This is a genomic window from Sphingobacterium sp. Lzh-3 (genome assembly GCF_046764375.1).
In the GTDB taxonomy this organism is placed as follows: Bacteria; Bacteroidota; Bacteroidia; order Sphingobacteriales; family Sphingobacteriaceae; genus Sphingobacterium.
The window spans coordinates 2,711,246-2,731,181 of record NZ_CP177226.1 but is presented as its reverse complement, the minus strand read 5'-3'; the positions used below and the strand labels follow the sequence as shown (position 1 = coordinate 2,731,181).

General features: G+C 44.7%; 14 protein-coding genes and 1 pseudogene. 6 read left to right on the top strand and 9 right to left on the bottom strand.

The window, feature by feature from the left end; translation table 11 throughout:
• Positions 1–168: 168 nt before the first annotated feature.
• The 4 genes and pseudogenes from msrA to ACLCDV_RS11210 all read left to right on the top strand — a co-directional run.
• Positions 169–744: pseudogene (msrA, locus tag ACLCDV_RS11225) on the top strand (peptide-methionine (S)-S-oxide reductase MsrA); the annotation flags it as partial.
• Positions 745–777: 33 nt separating this feature from the next.
• The gene (msrB, locus tag ACLCDV_RS11220) at positions 778–1,275 is read left to right on the top strand and encodes a peptide-methionine (R)-S-oxide reductase MsrB (RefSeq protein WP_411973941.1); all 498 of its coding nucleotides are present in this window, start codon (positions 778–780) and stop codon (positions 1,273–1,275) included.
• Positions 1,276–1,519: 244 nt separating this feature from the next.
• Complete coding sequence (locus ACLCDV_RS11215; RefSeq protein WP_201668570.1) at positions 1,520–2,245, top strand: ferritin-like domain-containing protein; 726 nt, start codon at positions 1,520–1,522, stop codon at positions 2,243–2,245.
• Between the two features lie 20 nt (positions 2,246–2,265).
• Positions 2,266–3,099, top strand: a complete 834-nt coding sequence (locus ACLCDV_RS11210) for a ferritin-like domain-containing protein (RefSeq protein ID WP_333888222.1) — start codon at positions 2,266–2,268, stop codon at positions 3,097–3,099.
• A gap of 108 nt (positions 3,100–3,207) precedes the next feature.
• Here ACLCDV_RS11210 and ACLCDV_RS11205 read toward each other — a convergent pair whose 3' ends face one another.
• The 4 genes from ACLCDV_RS11205 to ACLCDV_RS11190 form a co-directional block, all read right to left on the bottom strand.
• Complete coding sequence (locus tag ACLCDV_RS11205; protein WP_411973728.1) at positions 3,208–4,059, bottom strand: anti-sigma factor domain-containing protein; 852 nt, start codon at positions 4,057–4,059, stop codon at positions 3,208–3,210.
• A gap of 2 nt (positions 4,060–4,061) precedes the next feature.
• Positions 4,062–4,628 (bottom strand): RNA polymerase sigma factor, encoded by a 567-nt coding sequence (locus ACLCDV_RS11200; protein ID WP_411973727.1) that lies wholly within the window; start codon positions 4,626–4,628, stop codon positions 4,062–4,064.
• A 126-nt stretch (positions 4,629–4,754) separates the two neighbouring features.
• A complete protein-coding gene (locus tag ACLCDV_RS11195) occupies positions 4,755–5,948 on the bottom strand; it encodes a DUF1501 domain-containing protein (protein WP_411973726.1) in 1,194 nt (397 codons plus the stop codon).
• 16 nt (positions 5,949–5,964) lie between these two features.
• Complete coding sequence (locus tag ACLCDV_RS11190) at positions 5,965–7,338, bottom strand: DUF1800 domain-containing protein (RefSeq protein WP_411973725.1); 1,374 nt, start codon at positions 7,336–7,338, stop codon at positions 5,965–5,967.
• A 479-nt stretch (positions 7,339–7,817) separates the two neighbouring features.
• On the opposite strand from ACLCDV_RS11190, the gene ACLCDV_RS11185 reads away from it, so the two are divergent.
• A complete protein-coding gene (locus ACLCDV_RS11185) occupies positions 7,818–8,858 on the top strand; it encodes a linear amide C-N hydrolase (protein ID WP_411973724.1) in 1,041 nt (346 codons plus the stop codon).
• Between the two features lie 97 nt (positions 8,859–8,955).
• On the opposite strand, the gene ACLCDV_RS11180 is transcribed toward ACLCDV_RS11185, so the two are convergent.
• From ACLCDV_RS11180 to ACLCDV_RS11160, 5 genes are read right to left on the bottom strand one after another with little or no spacing between them, the layout of a single operon-like run.
• Positions 8,956–10,872 (bottom strand): thioredoxin-like domain-containing protein, encoded by a 1,917-nt coding sequence (locus ACLCDV_RS11180; protein ID WP_411973723.1) that lies wholly within the window; start codon positions 10,870–10,872, stop codon positions 8,956–8,958.
• Positions 10,865–12,256: a RagB/SusD family nutrient uptake outer membrane protein gene (locus ACLCDV_RS11175; protein WP_411973722.1), complete on the bottom strand. Its 1,392-nt coding sequence runs from the start codon at positions 12,254–12,256 to the stop codon at positions 10,865–10,867. Before ACLCDV_RS11175 ends, ACLCDV_RS11180 begins: the two co-directional genes overlap by 8 nt.
• On the bottom strand, positions 12,256–15,501 hold the full coding sequence (locus ACLCDV_RS11170) for a TonB-dependent receptor (protein WP_411973721.1): 3,246 nt from the start codon (positions 15,499–15,501) through the stop codon (positions 12,256–12,258). The genes ACLCDV_RS11175 and ACLCDV_RS11170 overlap by 1 nt, the downstream gene beginning before the upstream one ends.
• A 38-nt stretch (positions 15,502–15,539) precedes the next feature.
• Positions 15,540–16,592, bottom strand: a complete 1,053-nt coding sequence (locus ACLCDV_RS11165) for a FecR family protein (protein WP_411973720.1) — start codon at positions 16,590–16,592, stop codon at positions 15,540–15,542.
• Positions 16,593–16,636: 44 nt separating this feature from the next.
• On the bottom strand, positions 16,637–17,164 hold the full coding sequence (locus ACLCDV_RS11160) for an RNA polymerase sigma-70 factor (RefSeq protein WP_411973719.1): 528 nt from the start codon (positions 17,162–17,164) through the stop codon (positions 16,637–16,639).
• Positions 17,165–17,460: 296 nt separating this feature from the next.
• Here ACLCDV_RS11160 and ACLCDV_RS11155 point away from each other — a divergent pair, with 296 nt between their 5' ends.
• Positions 17,461–19,818 carry an ABC transporter permease gene (locus tag ACLCDV_RS11155; RefSeq protein ID WP_411973718.1) on the top strand — a complete coding sequence of 786 codons (2,358 nt, stop codon included), beginning with the start codon at positions 17,461–17,463 and terminating at the stop codon, positions 19,816–19,818.
• Positions 19,819–19,936 lie beyond the last annotated feature (118 nt).

Here is a 19,936-nt window from a genome sequence, read left to right as displayed (position 1 = left end):
CTTCAGGTAAAAAAGTACCTCTGTCTAAAAATTTTCTATCGATGTTTATGGAATTCCATCACTAGACATATCTTACCAATAACGAAGCAAAGATCCTCAATTTTAAATTGATCAAAACCAATTCGGACCTTTACATCGTATATTAAAAAACAAGAATGGAAAAACGCTATGAAACAGGTATTTTTATTATTATTACTAGGATTAGGCTTATTTATGCTCAGCAAATTTGGCTTTTCACAGAAAACTAATGATTCCAAAATAATTAAAAAACAAGCTATGAACCCTACTGGCGAGAAAGATCAGGTTATTTATTTTGCAGGGGGATGTTTTTGGGGTACGGAGCATTTTCTTAAGCAGGTCCGTGGGGTGACCGCTACCGAAGTTGGTTATGCCAATGGCAATCTAAAAAACCCAAGCTATGAGCAGGTTTCCACAGGAAAAACGGGTTTTGCGGAGACTGTCAAAGTCACTTACGATCCACAAGTCGTCGACTTAAAACTGCTCGTAGATTTATTCCTAAAGACTATTGACCCGACCTCGCTCAATAAGCAAGGAAACGATATCGGAACACAATATCGTACCGGCATATACTATACAAGCGATTCAGCCGTTCCGGTTATCAAGGAAAGCCTTGCCGAACTGGCCAAAAAATATCCGGCAAAAATAGTTGTTGAACTGGAACCCTTACAAAATTACTACGACGCTGAGACATACCATCAAAAATATCTCGACAAAAACCCAGGTGGCTACTGCCATATTGATCCGGAATTATTCGAGTTGGCACGAAAAGCCAATCCTTCTCCCGCCAAAGATTCATCCGCGCAGCAAACTTATAAAAGGAAAGACCAAAGCACATTAAAAAAAGAACTTACACCACTGCAATATGATGTCACGCAGCATCAGGCAACCGAGCGTGCATTCGATAATGCATACAATGATGAGTTCAGAGATGGCATTTATGTAGATATTACTACCGGTGAACCACTATTTGTCTCGACCGACAAGTTTGAATCAGGTTGTGGATGGCCCAGCTTTTCCAAACCGATCAATCCAGACTTAGTCGAAGAATTAGCGGATAATTCTCACGGCATGCGCCGCACGGAAGTACGTAGCAAAACTGGCGACGCTCACCTAGGACATGTCTTTGATGACGGCCCTGCTGACAAAGGTGGGCTACGCTATTGCATCAATAGTGCCTCTCTCCAATTTGTGCCTAAAAAAGAAATGAAAGCCAAGGGCTATGAAAAATACTTGCCCTTGCTAGCCAAGAAGTAAATGATATAGCATAAATAGCTCTTAGCAAAAAACTGATGCAAGTCTGCATCAGTTTTTTTTGCGCTGCTATCCCGAGCAGTACCGTAATAAGCGATCCGCTTACATGTGAAACGATCGTTATTTACAACAGCTAAAACCTACATCAAAAAAAAATTAAAAAAAATAGAATGATGAAATCCAAGCTATCCAAAAAGTCGTAAATGGTTATAAGTACAGAAAATTATAAAACTTAAAGACTTTTGTTATGGAAAAGACAACAAAGCCCCACAATGATTCGCTATTGCATTCCAATAGCGAAATTGAAAAAAGGGATCTTCGCAGAAGGGATTTCCTGAAATTTGCAGGCGCTAGTGCTGCATCATTAGCCATCCTGGGTATGTCCAGTTGTAAAAAAGATCATGATGACGGTATGGATAATGGTGGTAAGGGTCTATATTTTGGTAGTGGCGATATTGCTATTCTCAACTACGCATACGCGCTCGAACAGCTTGAAGCCGCCTTTTATATTCAATTGGTCAATAACCCCTACACGGGAATGACCGATATGGAAAAGGCATTCTTTACAGATATCCGTGATCATGAGATTGCTCATCGCGAATTTTTTAAAGTTGCACTGGGTGCCAAAGCAATCTCCAGCCTTGATTTAAATCTTTCGGGTATTAATTTCAGCAGTCGGGAAAATGTCCTGGCAACGGCCAAAACATTTGAGGATCTGGGCGTTTCAGCATATAACGGTGCAGGATGGCTTATTAAAGATCCTAATTACCTGTTATTGGCAGGCAAGATCGTTTCGGTTGAAGCGCGGCATGCTGCTTGGGTACGTGACATGATAGACAATGGCAGTTTTGCCAATATGGAAGTTGTGGATTCCAATGGTCTTGATGTTGCAAAAAGCCCTAGTGTCGTACTGAGTGCTGCAGCACCGTTTATCAAATCGAAAATCGATGTATCGGATCTACCCACTTATTAATCACCCAAAACTCAATTATCATGAATCTTTTAAACGTTTTTGAACAAATAAATGCTGTAGATCCTGAGTTCAGCGATCGCATCAGCCCACGTCGCGAAGCAATTAAAAATCTAGCTTCCATGAGTAAAAAAGTAACGCTGGCAGCACTACCCTTTTTCGTTAGTGAACTTTTCAAAAAAGCTTATGGTGCCACAGCTCCAACGGACGTAAATGGTGTCCTAAATTATGCATTGACCCTCGAATATTTAGAAGCAGAATATTATACCATGGGAGTTGCCAAAGCTGGACTTATCCCCTCGGGCAAACCGCTTGGAGCCATTACCACCATACGGGATCATGAGGTAGCTCACGTGAATTTTCTGAAACAGGTATTGGGCAGTAAGGCTGTTTCAAAGCCGACATTTGATTTCACCGCTGGCGGCACATTTGGAAATGTCTTTAGCGATTATGATACATTTTTAGCGGTTGCTCAGGCATTTGAAGATACCGGAGTGCGCGCATATAAGGGACAGGCAGGCATCTTGCTTGGCAACCGCGTTGTTCTTACTGCTGCATTACAGATCCACTCTGTCGAAGCGAGGCATGCCTCCCATATCCGGCAGATGCGCCGCGCACGCGGCGGTGGTGCCGCAAATCAAAAGCCTTGGATTACGGGAGCCAACGATACGGGTATCGGTGCCGTCGTAGATCCTATTTATGCAGGTGAAGATAATGTAAAGCAGGCAGGCGTTGACGTAACTTCGCTGTCTGGCTCGATGGGGAAAATCTCAACTAGTGCAGCAACACAATCTTTTGATGAGCCATTAACCGCAGAAGCTGTACTTAATATTGCAGGTTTATTTATCAAAGCTTAACAAAAGTCTTAATCTACCTGTGAAAACGGCCCCGGTTTGGTTTACAAATTGGGGCTTTTTCGTGCTATTAAATCCTGACCGACAGTAAAAAATTTAAGAGAATAAGGGCTAAATATTTCCCATCACGCAGAGCTCAGTTAGCGTAGGACTAGGTTTTCCACCTTCATCCTCCAACGTAATGGCGAAGGCCTGTGCTTTGGCAACATCAAGCATTTTACTGGCCATCTGATTGCTGGCAGCCACCGGAAATACACCAGCACTGACCGGCTGTCCGTCTACCATGGCCCAGAGCTGATACTGTTTACCCTTGGGAGGAACGGGCATATGCTCAAGACTCAAGTAAACTGCTTTAGAATGCTGGTCCCAGTAAACTAGTGCGTGCAAATCTGGTTTGGTCTCAACCCCTTTTAAAGAAATCGTTTTAATGGCCGGGTTCTGAATGAGTGCCCATTTGTCCTGCAATACAGCTAAGGTAGTTTGCTTCGAATTTAGTTGTGTATTCGTTTGAGCAAGCATCTGTCTATCCTGTTGTTGCTGCAGATAAAAGAATAGATTTGCACCAGCACTAAGCGCAAGCAAAACACTTGCTGCGATTGCCCACCCATAAGATCTTAGCGATACGATCTGAGCCGTCTGCTCTTCAGTGCTGGAATTTTTTAGTGACTTATCATATTCATCCGATGAAGTAATCAGCGTGGGAGGAAGATCTGCTGAATCATTCTTCGCAACGAGGTTTTCATCTTCAAGCCTAGCCCAGATCTTTTCCTTCAGGGAAATAGGCATTGCCACCGCCTGGTTCTCAGCCAAGTTCTCGAGCATTTTTTCAGCTTCGATTACTGCTTCATCCACTGCGGAATTATTTTTACGAATACAGTTCAGGATACTGACTTCCTCTTCGGAAGCGAGTCCTAACACATACGATTCAATAATCCCAGATGATATGTAAGCTTCGATATCCAAAATTAACGATATTCTTTTAATAATTTTTTTAAATGTAAAAACGCAGCTTTAGTCCGTGTTTTTATGGTCCCCAAAGGAATATCGAGCTGTTGTGCGATTTCCTGTTGGGTGTATCCTTCATAGTAGGCCATTTCAATCAAAATGCGGCATTCGGGCTTTAAGTTATCTAAAACATTTTTAAATCCAATAAAATCTGCCCGTGCATTCCGTTCATTCTGACTTCGATCTAGCTCCTCTTCTCTATTTACGATATTGGAGAGCGGTTGGTTTTTCAATTCATTCTTTGCACCCTTTGATTTACGGTAGTCCAGTGCGGCGTTACGCGCAATATTGATCATCCATGTATATAACCTTCCCTTTTCTGCATCGAAATGATCAACATGTTTCCAGATCTTAACAAAAACATCCTGAATAACTTCCTCTGCATGCTCAACAGAAGTTACAATCCGGCGAACTACGCCATACAAGGCGTCCGCATAGTTATCGTAGAGATAGCTAAAGGCCTGCTGGTTCTTTTTCTTAAGCAAAAGAATCAATGTTTCTTCTGAAAGGTTGTGTAATGGACTCAAATTTTAAGTTTATAGAACTAATATCTCTAATAAATCCTGTAAATCAAAGCCCATCACACAATTCAGGTATAAAACTATTTATCGAAAAAAAAAGCGTATAAATACCTACTCATAAGAAGGTGTTTTTTAAATAAAATCATAAATCCCATTTTTCCAACCCAATATTTTGGCTGAATCTGCATCGAGCCATTTTTTCAATAGTGTAGCATATACTTTTCGAAAATCTTCCGTATACTGGAGATCCCCCTCATTGAGCTGGGTCAGGTCGGGCAGCGCGTTGAGCAGGCCCTGTTTTTTCAATCCTCCGGATAGAAAAAAAAGTTGGTTGGCCGTACCATGGTCTGTGCCATTGCTGGCATTCTGGGCCACCCTGCGACCAAACTCCGAAAAGGTCATCAGCATGACATGCTGAAAAAGACCATTTTTCTTGAGGTCGTCCACAAACGCCTCCACGGCATCGTTGATGGTGTGGAATAAGCTCTCCTGCCGCTGCTGCTGATTGATATGCGTATCAAAACTACCGATCTGCAGATAATATACCTGTGTATTGATATCTGATTTAATCAACGACGATACCGTCTTCAGATCCTTTCCAAGCACCGAATCGGGGTACGCTGCTGCGGTCTTCCTGGCTTTACTCTGTTCAAAAATATAGTCGGCATTGTTGATCGTATCACCCAGGGTCTGATACAGATAGGCTACTGTTTCTTCTTCATGCTGATGCTTATGTTCCTGATAGAGTGTATTAAAGTACTCTTCACGGCTGGTCTGATAAAGCTTCTTGGGGTCTTTAAACGCGAACGCTTTTTTCTGTTTTCCCTTGAGGGCAAGGCTCAGCATATCATTCACTTCGAGCGCCTGCGTCGGATGACCGCAGTCGTAACAGGCCTGGTCGAGGTAGCGACCTATCCAGCCGCTCTCCAGATACTCGTCGCTTCGGCTCGCACTATGCCATATATCCATGCTGCGGAAATGCGATTTATTGGGATCAGGATAGCCGACATTGTTGAGTACGGCCAGTTCGCCACGATCATAAAGTGTCTTGAAAAAAGGTAAAGCCGGATGAATACCTGCTTCATCTGTGAGCGTTAGTGCATTATCGACCGCAATCGTCTGCCTTTCCCGAAAATAAATATCATTGCGTATCGGAACAATGGTATTCAGCCCATCATTGCCGCCACTAAGCTGCAAGATGACCAACACCTTTTGTCCCCTTTCCAGTGCTTCAGGCAAGGACATGGCTTTTAAGAAATTGGGCAGCAGCAGTGATGCTGTTGCAAGTGAACCTGCTTTGAGAAATTGGCGTCTTTTGATGATCATGGCTTTCTTATTACGATTAACAGAGTTGATATTCGGGGATACTCATTACTTCAATAATAGTCCTACGGCGGCTTCCCCCAGCGTAGCTATCGCGCAGTGCCTTACCAAAGGAAGGTTGCTGCTGCAGCAGGAGCTCAAAGGGATCCCGATCGGCAAATACAGCCTCGACCCCAGCCCAGTCAATGGAAATTTTTGGGTTTTTATAGGCTTTAGCCATGGCCCGCGACTGCTTCATCCCCATATCAAGGTCGTCGTCATTCTGCGCGTCAAGATCCAGCGGCCGCAGGCCGGTCCATATCTGCGGTAGTTGCATCCGGAGCAATAAGGTAGAGCTGTCGATCCAGGCTTTTCCCGATGGCCATCCCGCCACATTCGGCGGATACAAGAGCATCTGCCCCAGCAGCTTTTGATAAACAATCAGGTTTTCAGGGTTCGCGATCTCCATGGGCAGCATACGCATAATACCAGCCATGAGTTCTATCGGTGACTTTATTTTGTTGCCCACATTTTTGGAGTCGTAAAACCAGTCTGCCGTAAATACACGGTCTAGCAACCGCCTGATATCATATCCTGAATCGAAGAAATCTTTACTCAGCGTGTCGACGATGTCCTGATCCACTTGTTCGTTGACCAGAAAACGGTAGAGCTTTTCGGTGATAAAACGGGCCGTAGCGGGCTGCTCCAAGATAATATCCAGGATAGCATTACCGTCGAAATTTCCGGTTTTCCCCAAAAATGTTTTGCTGCCGGAGTCATGAAACTTTTTACGCACCAAGAACTGGCCATCCTTATCGTATGACCAGCCCGTAAATGCACGCGCAGCTTCCTTCACATCCGATTCCGTATAGTTGCCACGCCCCATCGTAAAGAGTTCCATCACTTCCCGGGCAAAGTTTTCATTGGGATGGTCTTTTTTATTCTGCTGGTTGTTGAGGAAATTGAGCATAGCCGGAGCTTTGGAAACGGCAAACAGCAGATCCCGAAAACTTCCAAGCGCATTTTTTCTGATTTCGTTGAGGATATGGGCGCTAAAATTGGAGTTGATAACCCGGCTTGCAAAATGGCCGTGCCAAAAAAAGGCCATCTTCTCCCTGAGCTGATCTTCGCTATGCACCATTTCATTCAGGAAATTAAGGTTGATCTCAATATTACGCTTTCGATTGAGCTGTTGTACCTGCTTTTTGTCTGCTGCATTCAACTTGGAAAGCGCCGTGTAGTCGACGTTGGTCTGCTCCGTATTGAAACTGATGGGATGAAATTCATGTTCCTGAGCATATTGCTTCCAGAGGACTGCGGTAGACTGCTGTTCAAAAACGGTAATCTGCTGTAGGCTCATCCCAAATCCGGCGCGATTTGCCAAGTGCATATTTTTTTTAAAATCGGACATCATCGTGTTTCCATTTATACCTAAATAACGAATTATTTAACTATGTTAGCCTACAGGAAGATTCGATTTAACAAAAATTAAGCTAAATTAACAAAGTGACTACCAAGACAATACTTTTCAAACTTGTTTTCTATCCTATTACGTGCCCACATTCAGGCCCAGCCAAATGATATAAATATACTTCAGCTGTAGCGGGCGAATAAAGGATTATATTTTCTTCGGCATGCCCTATTATCGTCGCGAATGGCGGCCAAGAGTACAATTACGAAGATTATTATTCTCCAGTGTTAATTTAATATTAAGCTACCCAAAATTTGACGCTTAGGACAAACAAAAGAGGGGAAAATTAGTTATTATGGCAATAATAATTTTCCCAATTAACAGAAATAGACTTAAATAAGTTAAATGTAGCAGCAGGCGAATTGAGCTACGGGATTATAGACCAACATAGGAATACATTTTAATCATATAAATTTAAGAAAATGAAAAGAATCTTAATTGTTTTAATGCTGATTTTTTGTTTTGTCTATCGCAAAACCGATGCATGCACACGCGTTGTATATAAAGGTCCCAATCAAACTGTTCTTACCGCCCGAAGTATGGACTGGCGGGATGAAATACCTGTTAATTTGTGGGTGTTTCCAAAAGGGATGAAAAGAAATGGAGAAGTGGGCCCCCTTTCCGTCAAATGGACTTCAAAATATGGCAGTGTCATTGCGAGTGCCTGGGACATGGCCACTACGGATGGTTTGAATGAGGCTGGTCTTGTAGCCAATGTCCTTTGGCTAGCCGAGTCCCAATACCCTAAATTCGATCCAAAAGGACAGAAGCCCGGATTGACCATTGCCGCTTGGGCACAGTATATATTAGATAACTATGCTTCGGTAGCAGAGGCCGTAGATGCTCTTAAAAGCGAACCTTTTGTCTTAGTCAGCGACTATATTCCGGGTACAGAACGGTTTACGACACTCCATTTATCATTATCCGATAAATCTGGCGACAATGCCATATTTGAATACATTAACGGAAAACTTGTGATACATCACGACCCGAAATACGTCGTGATGACAAACTCGCCGATCTTTGAAGAGCAGCTGGCACTCAATAATTATTGGCGGGGAATTCCAGGTACCATCATGTTGCCTGGTACCAACCGTGCGGCAGACCGATTTGTGCGTGCTTCCTTTTATATTGATGCAATTCCACAGACCGATGACGTGAGGAAATCCGTTGCAAGTGTGTTTAGTGTAATTCGCAACTGTTCTGTTCCTTATGGAATTTCCTCCAAGGAAGAACCCAATATCTCGACGACACGTTGGCGTTCTGTAGCAGATCACAAAAATTTGGTTTACTATTTTGAAACAGTAACCACTCCGGGTACCTTTTGGATCAATCTAAAAGATCTGGATCTGAGCGAAAAAGGTCAGGTTCTTAAACTTGATGTTGAACAGAACAAAACCTATACGGGATTGAGTAATGAACACCTAAAAAAAGTACAACCTTTTAAATTTATGGGGTTGTGATCGATATGATATAAGCAATTGCTGTTTCATTGATGTTGTCGTATTACTATCTCAATGAAACAGCACATTTGCGAACAGCTACATGGAATCCAACAAATTAGTGCTCCAGTTCTTTCAGGTATTCGATCATGGCATCGAGGCTCTGCAGTAGCTTTTCACCTTCAAATCCCACCTTTCGAAAACGGATGTTCCCCTTTTTGTCCAGGATCAATGTTGTCGGAATGGATGTGATATCCAGTTTACTACTGAGCTTTTTATCTTGGTTGTAATAAAATGGAAAGTCAAATTCAGGATTGGCCTTTGCCCATTTGTAGGCATCGTCCCAGCTGTTTCCACTGCCCGAATTGAGTATCACGAACTTCACCTGCGGGTCATCTGCATATTTTTTGTACACCTGATGCAAATAGGGAAATGAAGCGATGCAGGGCTTGCACCAGGTTGCCCAAAAATCAATGATGACAATCTTGTCCGTGAGATCCGCTTTGAGCAAAGGTTTCTTATCCATATCAACTATGCTGATGTCTTCTGGAAATGGCGTATTGCCGATGATTTTCTGGAAGTCCTGGTAATATCCTTGTTTCCATTGCTTGTCAAGCTTGCTAAAATAAGCTTGCCGTTCGGCAGCATTGTCCATTCCGTTTTTAAGGATCGCTTTGTCGAGAAGCTGCCTGATCACTGGGTCAAAAGGAGCATAACGATAGGCTGCCTCCAATACGGGTATAGCACTGTTTGGATCATTCCACTGCTGATACTGCATGGCCACCGCCCGCAGCAGTGCCGCCGATTGGAGTGTAGGGATACTTTTGGCAAACCAGTCTCGGGCCGCTTGGGGCTGGTTTAGCTGAGCGGCGATAAGTCCCTGATTGGCCATAATTTCTGCTTTCACCGCACTAAGCTTGTCCGCCTTGGCCGGATCATGGGCCACCAGATAGCCCGTTTCAGGGAAATAGCGTATTAAACTCACAGGATAGGCTGCAACACTGTCAAGTAGATACAGATTGAGTTTGGACGCATCCTGCAGCATCAGCTTATGCGCTAAGAGCAGCTGCACATACTGATTGTAGGCGCGCCATTTGTAGGGATCCTGCTCCCAACGGGTAATCAGCGGGAGGTATTTCTTGGCTTGTACGCTGTCGCGGTGCTGCACATAGTAGCTAAAAAGATATTCATAGGCGCTGCCATAGGCCGCCTCATTATCGGCCGTCTTGAGCGAAAGAAGCTGCCCGATCTTGGCGACCACGGCGGTAGAATCCTGCTCGCGGAACAACTTATTGAGCCGATAACTTATTCCGATCTTCTTGTTGGGAAACTCGTTGATCACCACCTGGCGGATCGAATCCACTTTTTGGTTCTGCCCGAGTATCAGATAGCCCATCGTCACCTTGTTGAGGTTTCCTTCAAAGAGCGGATTGCTTCTGAATTTCTTTTCCACTACGGCCAAGCCCTTTTTCAACAGCCGCCCCTGCTTGGCCGGACCAGCGTTTTTCATCTGTAGCACGATCAGCCGGAGCTGTGCTTCGTAATTGTCGGGATACAGACTCAGCTCTTTTTTGAGGTAATATTCCTGGGTAGCCAGGATATGATCCGAGGTTTTATCCTGAACCGGTACACTGTATGATTTCCCAAGGTAATTGCCAGCAATCAGTTTCCCCTGCTTATAGACGTAGATCTCATACTGACTGCTATCGCTTGCCTGCTGTACGAATTTCTTGTCTTTGTCGGCGATCGTAAAGCAGGAAAAGTTGGCGTAGGCGGGCAGTTTAAAACGCACCCGCCAGATTCCACCTTCTTGTTGCATGGGCATGCGGCTCGGGAATTCGTAAAAATTTGAATAGTTGAAATCCACGAAAAATGGCCCTTCCGTCTGGGAAGCAGCAGATTTACTTGCATCAAAGCTGATGGTCACGGTATCACCGGCCGCTGCTTTTTGCGGCAAAATGCTCACTTGTGCCTGCAACAGCAGGTTTGCCTGTAGCAGGCACAGCAGCAATGCGTATTTGAATAGCTTAATCATTCTGTTGGAGGTTAGCATTTGTAATTAGAATAGCACTGGCGATCGGTATTTTGGCATCGCTTTCACTAAAGTCTGTTTTGACCTTTGAAAGTACAGGCAGGGCCCTGTTTGTGCGCACCAAGTCAAACCAACGGTGGCCCCATTCACCGAGCAGTTCTAGCTGCCGCTCCTTTTCGAGTGCCAGGGCAATGCTCGGCTTGTCCATCGTTTGTGGCAACGCAGCAAGGCCTGCACGTTCGCGGATCTGATTGATATCCTGTAGTGCCGCCGGCAACTTATTCTGGTTTAGCCGCGCTTCTGCACGGATCAGATACTGCTCGGCAAGGCGCAGCACGGTATTGTATTCGGTCACAGGTGCGCCCGTGCGCACCTTATACTTATACGGCATATAAAGCGTCTTATTACTTACGACATAAGGCTTTAACCACATCGCTTTGCGTAAATCGTTCTCTTCATAGGCCGCTACCGTGGCATCATACACCTGATAGTAACTCCGAGCTGTAGCTACTGCCGGAACGATGCTGAAACCTTCCCAGGTGTTGACCCCGGCAGTAGAAAGATTAACGGTCTGCAGCTGCCAGATCGCCTCTTTGCTCGTTTTCAAAAAAACCGTATTGAGGTCCCGCGACAGTTCATACCGATTATCAGCAATGACTTTGTCGGCCATCGCTTCGGCATTGGCCCAGTCCCCATGATACAGATATACTCTGGCCAATAGCGCGTCAACTGCTTTTCTATTGGGGCGGGTACGCTCATTGCCCTGATAGGCATCCGCAATATCGACAGCAGCTTTCTGTAGATCATCCACCATGAAAGCATAGAGCTCTTCCCTAGAGGCCGGACCTTTTCGGTTGTTGGTTTCCAGATCCTTGGTATCCGTGATGAGGGGCACTTTATTGAAGAGGTTGCTCAGGTAAAAGTAATTGAATACCCGTGTAAAACGGGCCTCGGCCGATAGCTGTGCCTTGACCGTACTGCTGAGCGCCGAAGCCTCAAGCCCCTCGATAATCTTATTGCTGTGGTTGATATAGCTATAAGGTTGCGACCAGAGCCGATCAAGATACGAGGTTGCCGGGCTCAGTTTATTGTATTTGTACTCATCGTAGCTTGTAAAGGCTGAGTTATAATCGTCGGCCAGGCTGGACAGTACAATGCTCATCAGTCCACTGGCGAACTGGTTATTGTAGTTGTTCATACTGGTATAGAGTCCGCCCACGGTTGCTGTGGCCGTCTTTTCGTCACTGAAAGCCGACGCTGCCGCCACTTCCGTCTTGGGTGGGTCGACGGCCAGAAATTTATTGCAGGAGATGTTAAGCAGTGGTGTCGCAAAAAGGCTGTAGATGATATATTTGTTCATGGGATAAGTCTTTAGTTTTATGATCATTAAAAAGTGAGCTGTACCGCAAATGTATAGGTACGCATGGATGGTGTAGCGCTGTTCCGTACCGAACCAAAAGGATTGACATCCGAGAGATAGGTACGGTCAAAACCAGGCATCTCGGGATCCATACCTCTGAAGCTTGTCCAGGTAAAGAGGTTCTGGGCATTGAACTGTACCACAGCGCGGCTCATATTGATCTTCTTTGCCCATTTGGAGATATCGTAACTGAGCGATACATTTTTTAAGCGGATAAAAGAAGCATCGTCCCATACGGCCGAAGAATAGCGGTAGTAATTGCGGTAAGCCAGGTTAGCTTCGTTGGCGCTGTTGGCGGTAGCGCGTGGCACATCCGTCACATCTCCGGGCTGCTGCCAACGGCTCAACATATATTCATCCAGATTGCCCAATCCGCCAATGGTTGTTGCCTGTGGACCATATCCAATGGATGGTCCCTCCTGTTTGACAAACTGAAATAGGAATCCAAGGCTCACATCGCCATAATTCAGATTATTGCCGATACCACCATAGTACTTGGGCAGCAGGGATCCCAAGGTTACGTAATCGTTGAAATCCGTAATTTTCCCGTCACCATCCACATCCCGGAATTGAGCAACCCCGGTTTGCGGATCCACTCCCGTAAACTGAAATCCACGGACGATACGGGTAGACTCGCCAATGATGTATCGCCTCGCATCACTGCTACTTGCAAGCCCCGGATATTCCAGCAGGGTATTGGATGGAAAAGTGATATTGAAATTGGTTTTCCAGCTGAACTTTTCCTTTTGGATATTCACGCTGCTCAGCTCTAACTCCAAGCCCTTATTTTCGATCAGTGCGGGGGTATTACCAAAATAAGAATTATAGCCCGTCTGCGGTGCGAGCACGATATTGATCAGCTGATTATCCGATCTATTGTTATAATAATTGGCCGTTAGGAAGATACGGTCCCTGAAAAAGCCCAGGTCGAGCCCCAGTTCTTTCTTTTTAATTTCTTCCCATCCAAAATTGGGGTTAAACACCCGTGTCGGATAAAGCCCCGTGATGCCTTGGTACGCAAAGCCCGTTCCCCAGGTATCCAGGTACTGGTAATCGCCGATCTGGTCGTTGCCCGTCACTCCCCAGCTGGCACGAAGCTTCCCGAAGCTCAAGATAGACTGATCCTGTAGAAATTCTTCGCTACTGAACACCCAGGCTGCACCGATCGACCAAAAATTACCGTACTTATTGTTGGGCCCAAAGCGGGAAGAGCCATCTCTTCGGTAACTGAAATTCAACAAATATTTGTCGGCATAGGCATAATTGATACGACCAAATGCAGACTGGTAACGGTAATCTGCATATTGGTTGTTGCGGATCGCAATGACACCTGCGGCAGCCAAGTTACCTAGCTGGGAATCACTTGGGTAATTACCGCCATCTATATATTTCCCTTCGCTGACCCTTTGCTGCCAGGTACCACCTAAAAGCAGTTTAAAATCATGTTTACCAAAGGTTTTACTGTAATTTAATTGCGGCTCAACGATGTAGGACTGATAATCCGAATTGCCGTAAGAAGCCGTGGAGCCGGCGCTGGTCAATGGATTAAATCCGGCATTGGGCAGCAGGCGTGTCTGGTCCATGCTTTTGAGGTTATACCCTACATTGATTTTAGCGACCAGTTCGGGTAAGATCGCGTATTCGGCAGACAGGTTGGCCAGCAGGGATTTTGATTTCGAAACACTCGAGCGCTCCATATAGGCGGCGGGGTTCTGCAAACTCTGCTGGAACCAATAATAGTCGCCCTTCTCATCATATAACGGATAGTTGGGCGCCAGGTTATAAAACTGGGCAATATCTGTCGGCACGGTATTGTTACGGTCCAGATTGAGGTTGAAACTGCTGTTGAGTTTAAATCGTTGATCTTTGGACTGCGTAGACAGGTTCAACAGCGCCCCCCCACGTTGATAATTTTTATTACCTGGCAATGGATCACCCTGACGATTGAAATTGGTACTGGCCAGGTATTGGGTATTTTCGTTTCCTCCCGAAAATGACAGCTGATAGGTCGAGAAAGGGGCCGATGCACCATAAAACTCCTTTTGCCAGTCGCTGTAGGCGGACTGATCCCAGGTGAGCAGATCCGGCGCATTATCTGCTGTCGCCGTCCAGTTATCGTTTTTAAAGCCCTCCTTCCGGATTTCCAAATATTGCTCCGTATTGAGCATCTTCAAGTTGCGGATGGCCTTACCGGAACCCACATTGGCATTAAAGTCTATTTTAAGTCCGCCCTTATTTCCTTTTTTTGTTGTGATCAGGATTACTCCATTCCCACCCCGGGAGCCATAGATGGCAGTCGCATCGGCATCTTTAAGCACATCGATGCGTTCAATATCCTTGGGGTTGAGCAGGCTGAGCGGGCTTTGGTTGCCATTGGCCGCGGTAAACTGATTCATGCTTTCGTCCGAAAATGGAATACCGTCGATAATATAGAGCGGGCTGCTGCCATTGCTCAAAGAATTGACACCACGCAGCTGCACCTGAAAGGAGCTGCCCGGCAAGCCCGAATTGGATGCGATATTGAGTCCCGCAACGCGCCCCTGCAAGGCCGCCAGAGGATCCAGTACCGGTTGTGTTTCGATCTCCCTGCTGGTGACGCTGGATACCGAACCCGTATTTTTGCGTATTGAAGACGTACCGTAACCGATAACCACCACTTCATCCAGGTTGCCCGGATCTAGCTCAAGGCTTATTTCCATGAGGGCCTTGTCGGCCACCTTCACTTCCTTGCTGCGGTAGCCCACATAACTCAAAAGTAAGATATCATCCTGTTGCAGCCCATTTAAACCAAAGCGTCCACTGGCATCGGTGACCGTACTGGCTATCTTGTTTTTAACCCGAACACTAACCCCTTCAAGGGCTACACCGGAAGCATTGCTGACCCGACCGGAGACGGTCATCTGCAGCGCCTTTGCTACCCCCTTCCCCTGGAGCACGATGGTGTTTTTGACGATTTGATAGCGGATGCCCTTAGCCGAGAATGCCTGTTTAAGTAGCTCGGGGATATTGGCGTTGTTTAAATTGACATCAATATTCAGATCGGGGTTAATTTCATGGGGATCATACACAAAGCGATAATCGCTGCGCTGCTCAATGGTTTTGACGAGCTGTTTAAATTGAACATGGTCAGATGCCTTGTCTGCCTGCTGGCTAAAGGCATAGCCATTGACATGCATCAGCATCAATAGCAGTGTTTTTACGGATTGTTTCATAGGGTATTTAGATTGAAAATGCGTTTGTTTGGGTTTGGTTAGGGAACAAGGACGAGTCGGTCCTTGTCGATGGTATAGTTTATGCCGGCGAACCGTAATATTTTGAGTACTTCTTCAAAGGACTCTTTTTTGCTGATTTTCCCACTAAGGACTTTGTTTTTATAGACGGGCGCCAGGCTATAGGTAAAATTGTACCAACGGGAAAGATCGTCCAAAATCTCGGGAAGCGGTGTCTGGTCAAATTCAAAGTAACCGTCTTTCCAGTTGGCAGCATCCTGTTGTGTATTTTGCTGCTTTCTCTGGAAGGCACCGTTCAGCACATTCAGTTCGATCGACTGTCCCGGTAGCAGAATCTCCTGAAGACCCGCATTGCTGACCCGTATTTTACCTTCGTCGAGCTGTGTGGTTAAGAGCTGACTATCGTTTGCGTATAACTTCACGTTGAAAGCGGTTCCCAAGGCTTCAATGCTGGTGTTGCCGACATGAACAATAAAAGGTTTGGCTTTATTTTTTGCCACCTTAAAATAGGCTTCACCCGTCAGGAATACCGAGCGTTCGTTGACGTCATATCCCGGTCCTATTTCCAGCTTACTGTCGGCATTTAGCCATACGGTGGTACCATCGGGAAGTTCCATTTTGAATTCTTGCCCCTTTTTGGTCCTGACCGCCAGGTTATCCGCCTTCCCCTGCGCCATGTAGGCCGGGCTAAACGGTTTCTTTTCGTCCAGGCTAACCACTTCATTGCCGATCAGCAGATCGGCCTGGAATTGACCGACACTAAAAGGCAGTGGCTGTGACGATTGTTGGGGCTGGGAAAAGAAGTATAGCACTGCACCTGCCAGCAAAAAGAATACAATACTGGCAGCCACCTTCAAATAGGCACTCCGGTGGCTTTTAGCCCTTAATTCGGACCCAAAAATATGCTGTTGGAAATAGCGGTCTTCGGCAGCGAGATCCAGTTCCGGGATATTTTTGTCGTTATTTTTACGACTAAGCTCATTGTACCAGCTTTCGACAAGTGCAATTTCCTCGGCGCTGCAATTCCCCTGCTGATACTTCTGCAGTAATTGTTTCGATAATCGTTGTTTCATAGGTTCTATCCTGTTTACCGTTTAGAAGACAGGATAGTGCCCCTTTAGTGGTAGAAAAAAATGAAAATAGTTCGTATTTTTTTTCTCAAAACCGTCAACGCATTGTAAATCTGCTTTTTGACCGTCTGTTCAGAGATCTCAAGTTCTGCGGCGATCTCCCGATAACTCCGCTGCTCGAATCGACTTTTTTTGAAGATCAAAGCCATTTTCCGCGGTAGCTTTTCTATGGCCTCGTCGATCTGCCTGGCCAATTCTTTCTCCCGCAGCAACTCGTCGGGCATAATTTCAGCGGTTGATGCGGCATGCTCCAGGTAATGTTCATATTTCCGGCCCACATCCTGACTGGCGATACGATTGATGACCAAATTACGGGCCGAACGAAAAAGATACGCCTGATAAGAATGTTCAATTTCAAGCCGCTCCATGCGGTCCCAGAGATTCGTGAAAATTTCCTGTACAATGTCACGGGCTTCGTCACGATCGTCTAACATTCGAAACACATGCACATACAACTTCACCCAATTTTCTTCGTAAAGTTGGGTAAACAATTGTCGGACATGTGTAACACTCATCTGCTGGTTTAGTTATTGTTGATCAGTCAAAATTAGGTTTTATTTTTAGGAAAGTCAATTTATGATGGATTTCTAATGAAACCTGTAAAATAACGCAACCAAGATGTTCCTGCATGTCAGTAAAATTTTGAGTTGATCCATAGCTTCAATAATCTTTCCTCAATTGTCCGCATTCGAACAAAGATCGTTCGATTTCGAACATGCTGTTGATGATAAAAAAACGCTTTAACCACTTATTTTCAACACTTTATTTTATTGGCAATGAATTAGCAAACGTTAAGCCATAACAATTTCATATGCTTACAAATTATTTTCAAATTGCCTTTCGTCATTTAGCAAAGAATAAAGGTTTTGCAACGATAAATAGTGTAGGATTAGCTTCTGGAATGACAGCTGCCATATTGATCATGCTATGGGTAAAAAGCGAATTTAGCTTTGACCGCTTTTATTCTAATACCGATCAGATCTATGCAGTAGGGATGAAAGATGTCTGGGAAGGCGAAGCCGTCGAACATTTTTATACGCCTAAGCCAATGGCTGCGGCTTTAAAAACCGACTTTCCTGAGATAAATGCGATTACAAGAGTGGACAAGGGCACTGGATTTCTTTTAACCCATCAAGAAACGAAACTCGCAAAAGAACAAGGTGTTTTCGTAGACAGCACATTCTTAAAAATATTTGATTACAAGGTTATAGCAGGCAATCCCCTTGAGGCATTAAAAAATCCCAACCAGATCGTTCTCACTAAATCTTTGGCTGAAAGATTATTTGGGCATTCCGACCCGATCAACAAGACCATCCGATTGGACAGCTCCCAAATTTCAGCTGTGTCTGCAATTATTGAAGACTTGCCAGATAATTCGTTTATGAAAGGAAGCACTTATCTCGTACCCTGGACATTAATGGAGAAAATAGGCTATTCCGACGACTATTGGGGAAATAATTCCATTCAGACCTACATACAACTGCATAAAAGCGCGAATGTCGACCAATTTGAAACAAATATAAAATATTTCTTAAGAAAGCATACCGATACAAAAGTAACCAATTTTATTCAACCTATCGGCGATAAATGGCTTTATAGCAACTTTACTGAGCAGGGAAAGCCGAGCTCGCAACGAATTGGCATGGTACGATCATTTATCGCCATTGCTTGTTTTATTCTTATTATTGCCTGCATTAATTTCATGAATCTAAGTACAGCCCAGAGCGAAAAACGGGCGAAGGAAGTAGGTGTCAGAAAAGTCGTCGGTGCAAATAAAAAGATGTTGGTCGGTCAGTTCCTAACTGAATCCATGGTGATTTCATGCATTTCTAGCCTATTATCCCTTTTGATTACACTGATAGCGCTCCCCTACTTTAATGATCTGGTCTCCAGAAAGCTATCTATCCAATTTGACGATCTCCTTTTCTGGGCAATGTTTGCAGGATTTATTTTAGTGACCGGAATTCTTTCAGGGAGCTATCCCGCGTTTTATCTGTCTTCCTTCCTGCCGACGAAAGTACTGAAAGGCAAATATCTTCCTATTCAACAGAAATTTAACCCTCGGAAAATCCTCGTCATTTCCCAATTTTGTATTGCTATCATCCTGACCATAACAACATTATCCATCCATCGGCAAATCAAATACGCTCAAAATAGAGAAATCGGATATAATAAGGAAAGGTTGGTTAGTATTATCGATCAGGGAGAAATCAGCAAAAATAGATTACTTATAAAAAATAAATTATTGTCTTCCGGTATTGCCACACAGATTTCAAGGACTTCGTCCCCCCTTACAGAGAACAGAAGCAGCAACTACATGGACTGGGCAGGGAAGCCCAAAGATAATAACACCATTTTTACCAGAATTGGTGCCGATGAAAATTTGGTCAACACGGCAGAGCTGCAATTAGTTGCAGGGCGGGATTTTGATTTGGCTAAATTTCCAACTGATTCTGCCGCGATGATTATTAATGAATCCGCCGCCAAAGCATTTAATTTTGATGATCCGATCGGCAAAACGGTTGTCGATGGCAGGAATTGGCATATCGTCGGAGTTATCAAGGATTTTATTCAGGAATCGCCTTTCAGTCCCATTACTCCAATGGTCATTCAGGGAGCTTATGCAGGTACTCAGGTTACGAACATACGCATAAACGACCATATGAATACGTCAGAAGCAATTGCTGCAATGGAGCAGATTTTTAAAGAATATAATCCCGACTATCCTTTTGAATATTCCTTTGTAGACAGCAAGTACGCCGAAAAATTTAAAGATTTTCAACAATTGGGTACACTTTCGAGTCTTTTCGCACTATTGACAATTTTTATTTCATGCCTTGGCTTATATGGCCTGATTGCCTATATAGCCGAGAACCGGACGAAGGAAATCGGTATCCATAAAGTACTGGGAGCCTCTACTTTTAAGATCATGAGGATGCTGTCTCAAGATTTTGTGCTACTGGTCCTTTTCTCTTGCCTGATCGCATTTCCGATAGCCTATTATATCGCCGATGACATGCTCAGCGCCTATACTTACCGTATCAAAATCACCTGGGATATCTTCATTGCTGCCGGCATGGGAACGCTGATAATAGCGTTGCTCACGATCAGCTATCATGCGATCAAAGCAGCCTTGATCAACCCCGCTGTCAGCCTGAGGGATGAGTAAGGAGAAGAAACTTTCTAATGCCATCATGGCCAAAAAATGGGGCCTTGACATCCTGAATAATCTTTTGTTCGGTTACGAGTATATTTTCCATTATTACTCTATATTTGTGCAATCGACA

Bases quoted from the DNA above. Each gene is read 5' to 3' on its own strand.
- ACLCDV_RS11215 (WP_201668570.1), top strand. From the start codon at position 1,520: ATGGAAAAGACAACAAAGCCCCACAATGATTCGCTATTGCATTCCAAT.
- ACLCDV_RS11210 (WP_333888222.1), top strand. From the start codon at position 2,266: ATGAATCTTTTAAACGTTTTTGAACAAATAAATGCTGTAGATCCTGAG.
- ACLCDV_RS11195 (WP_411973726.1), bottom strand. From the start codon at position 5,948: ATGATCATCAAAAGACGCCAATTTCTCAAAGCAGGTTCACTTGCAACA.
- ACLCDV_RS11190 (WP_411973725.1), bottom strand. From the start codon at position 7,338: ATGATGTCCGATTTTAAAAAAAATATGCACTTGGCAAATCGCGCCGGA.
- ACLCDV_RS11185 (WP_411973724.1), top strand. From the start codon at position 7,818: ATGAAAAGAATCTTAATTGTTTTAATGCTGATTTTTTGTTTTGTCTAT.
- ACLCDV_RS11180 (WP_411973723.1), bottom strand. From the start codon at position 10,872: ATGATTAAGCTATTCAAATACGCATTGCTGCTGTGCCTGCTACAGGCA.
- ACLCDV_RS11175 (WP_411973722.1), bottom strand. From the start codon at position 12,256: ATGATCATAAAACTAAAGACTTATCCCATGAACAAATATATCATCTAC.
- ACLCDV_RS11170 (WP_411973721.1), bottom strand. From the start codon at position 15,501: ATGAAACAATCCGTAAAAACACTGCTATTGATGCTGATGCATGTCAAT.
- ACLCDV_RS11165 (WP_411973720.1), bottom strand. From the start codon at position 16,592: ATGAAACAACGATTATCGAAACAATTACTGCAGAAGTATCAGCAGGGG.
- ACLCDV_RS11160 (WP_411973719.1), bottom strand. From the start codon at position 17,164: ATGAGTGTTACACATGTCCGACAATTGTTTACCCAACTTTACGAAGAA.
- ACLCDV_RS11155 (WP_411973718.1), top strand. From the start codon at position 17,461: ATGCTTACAAATTATTTTCAAATTGCCTTTCGTCATTTAGCAAAGAAT.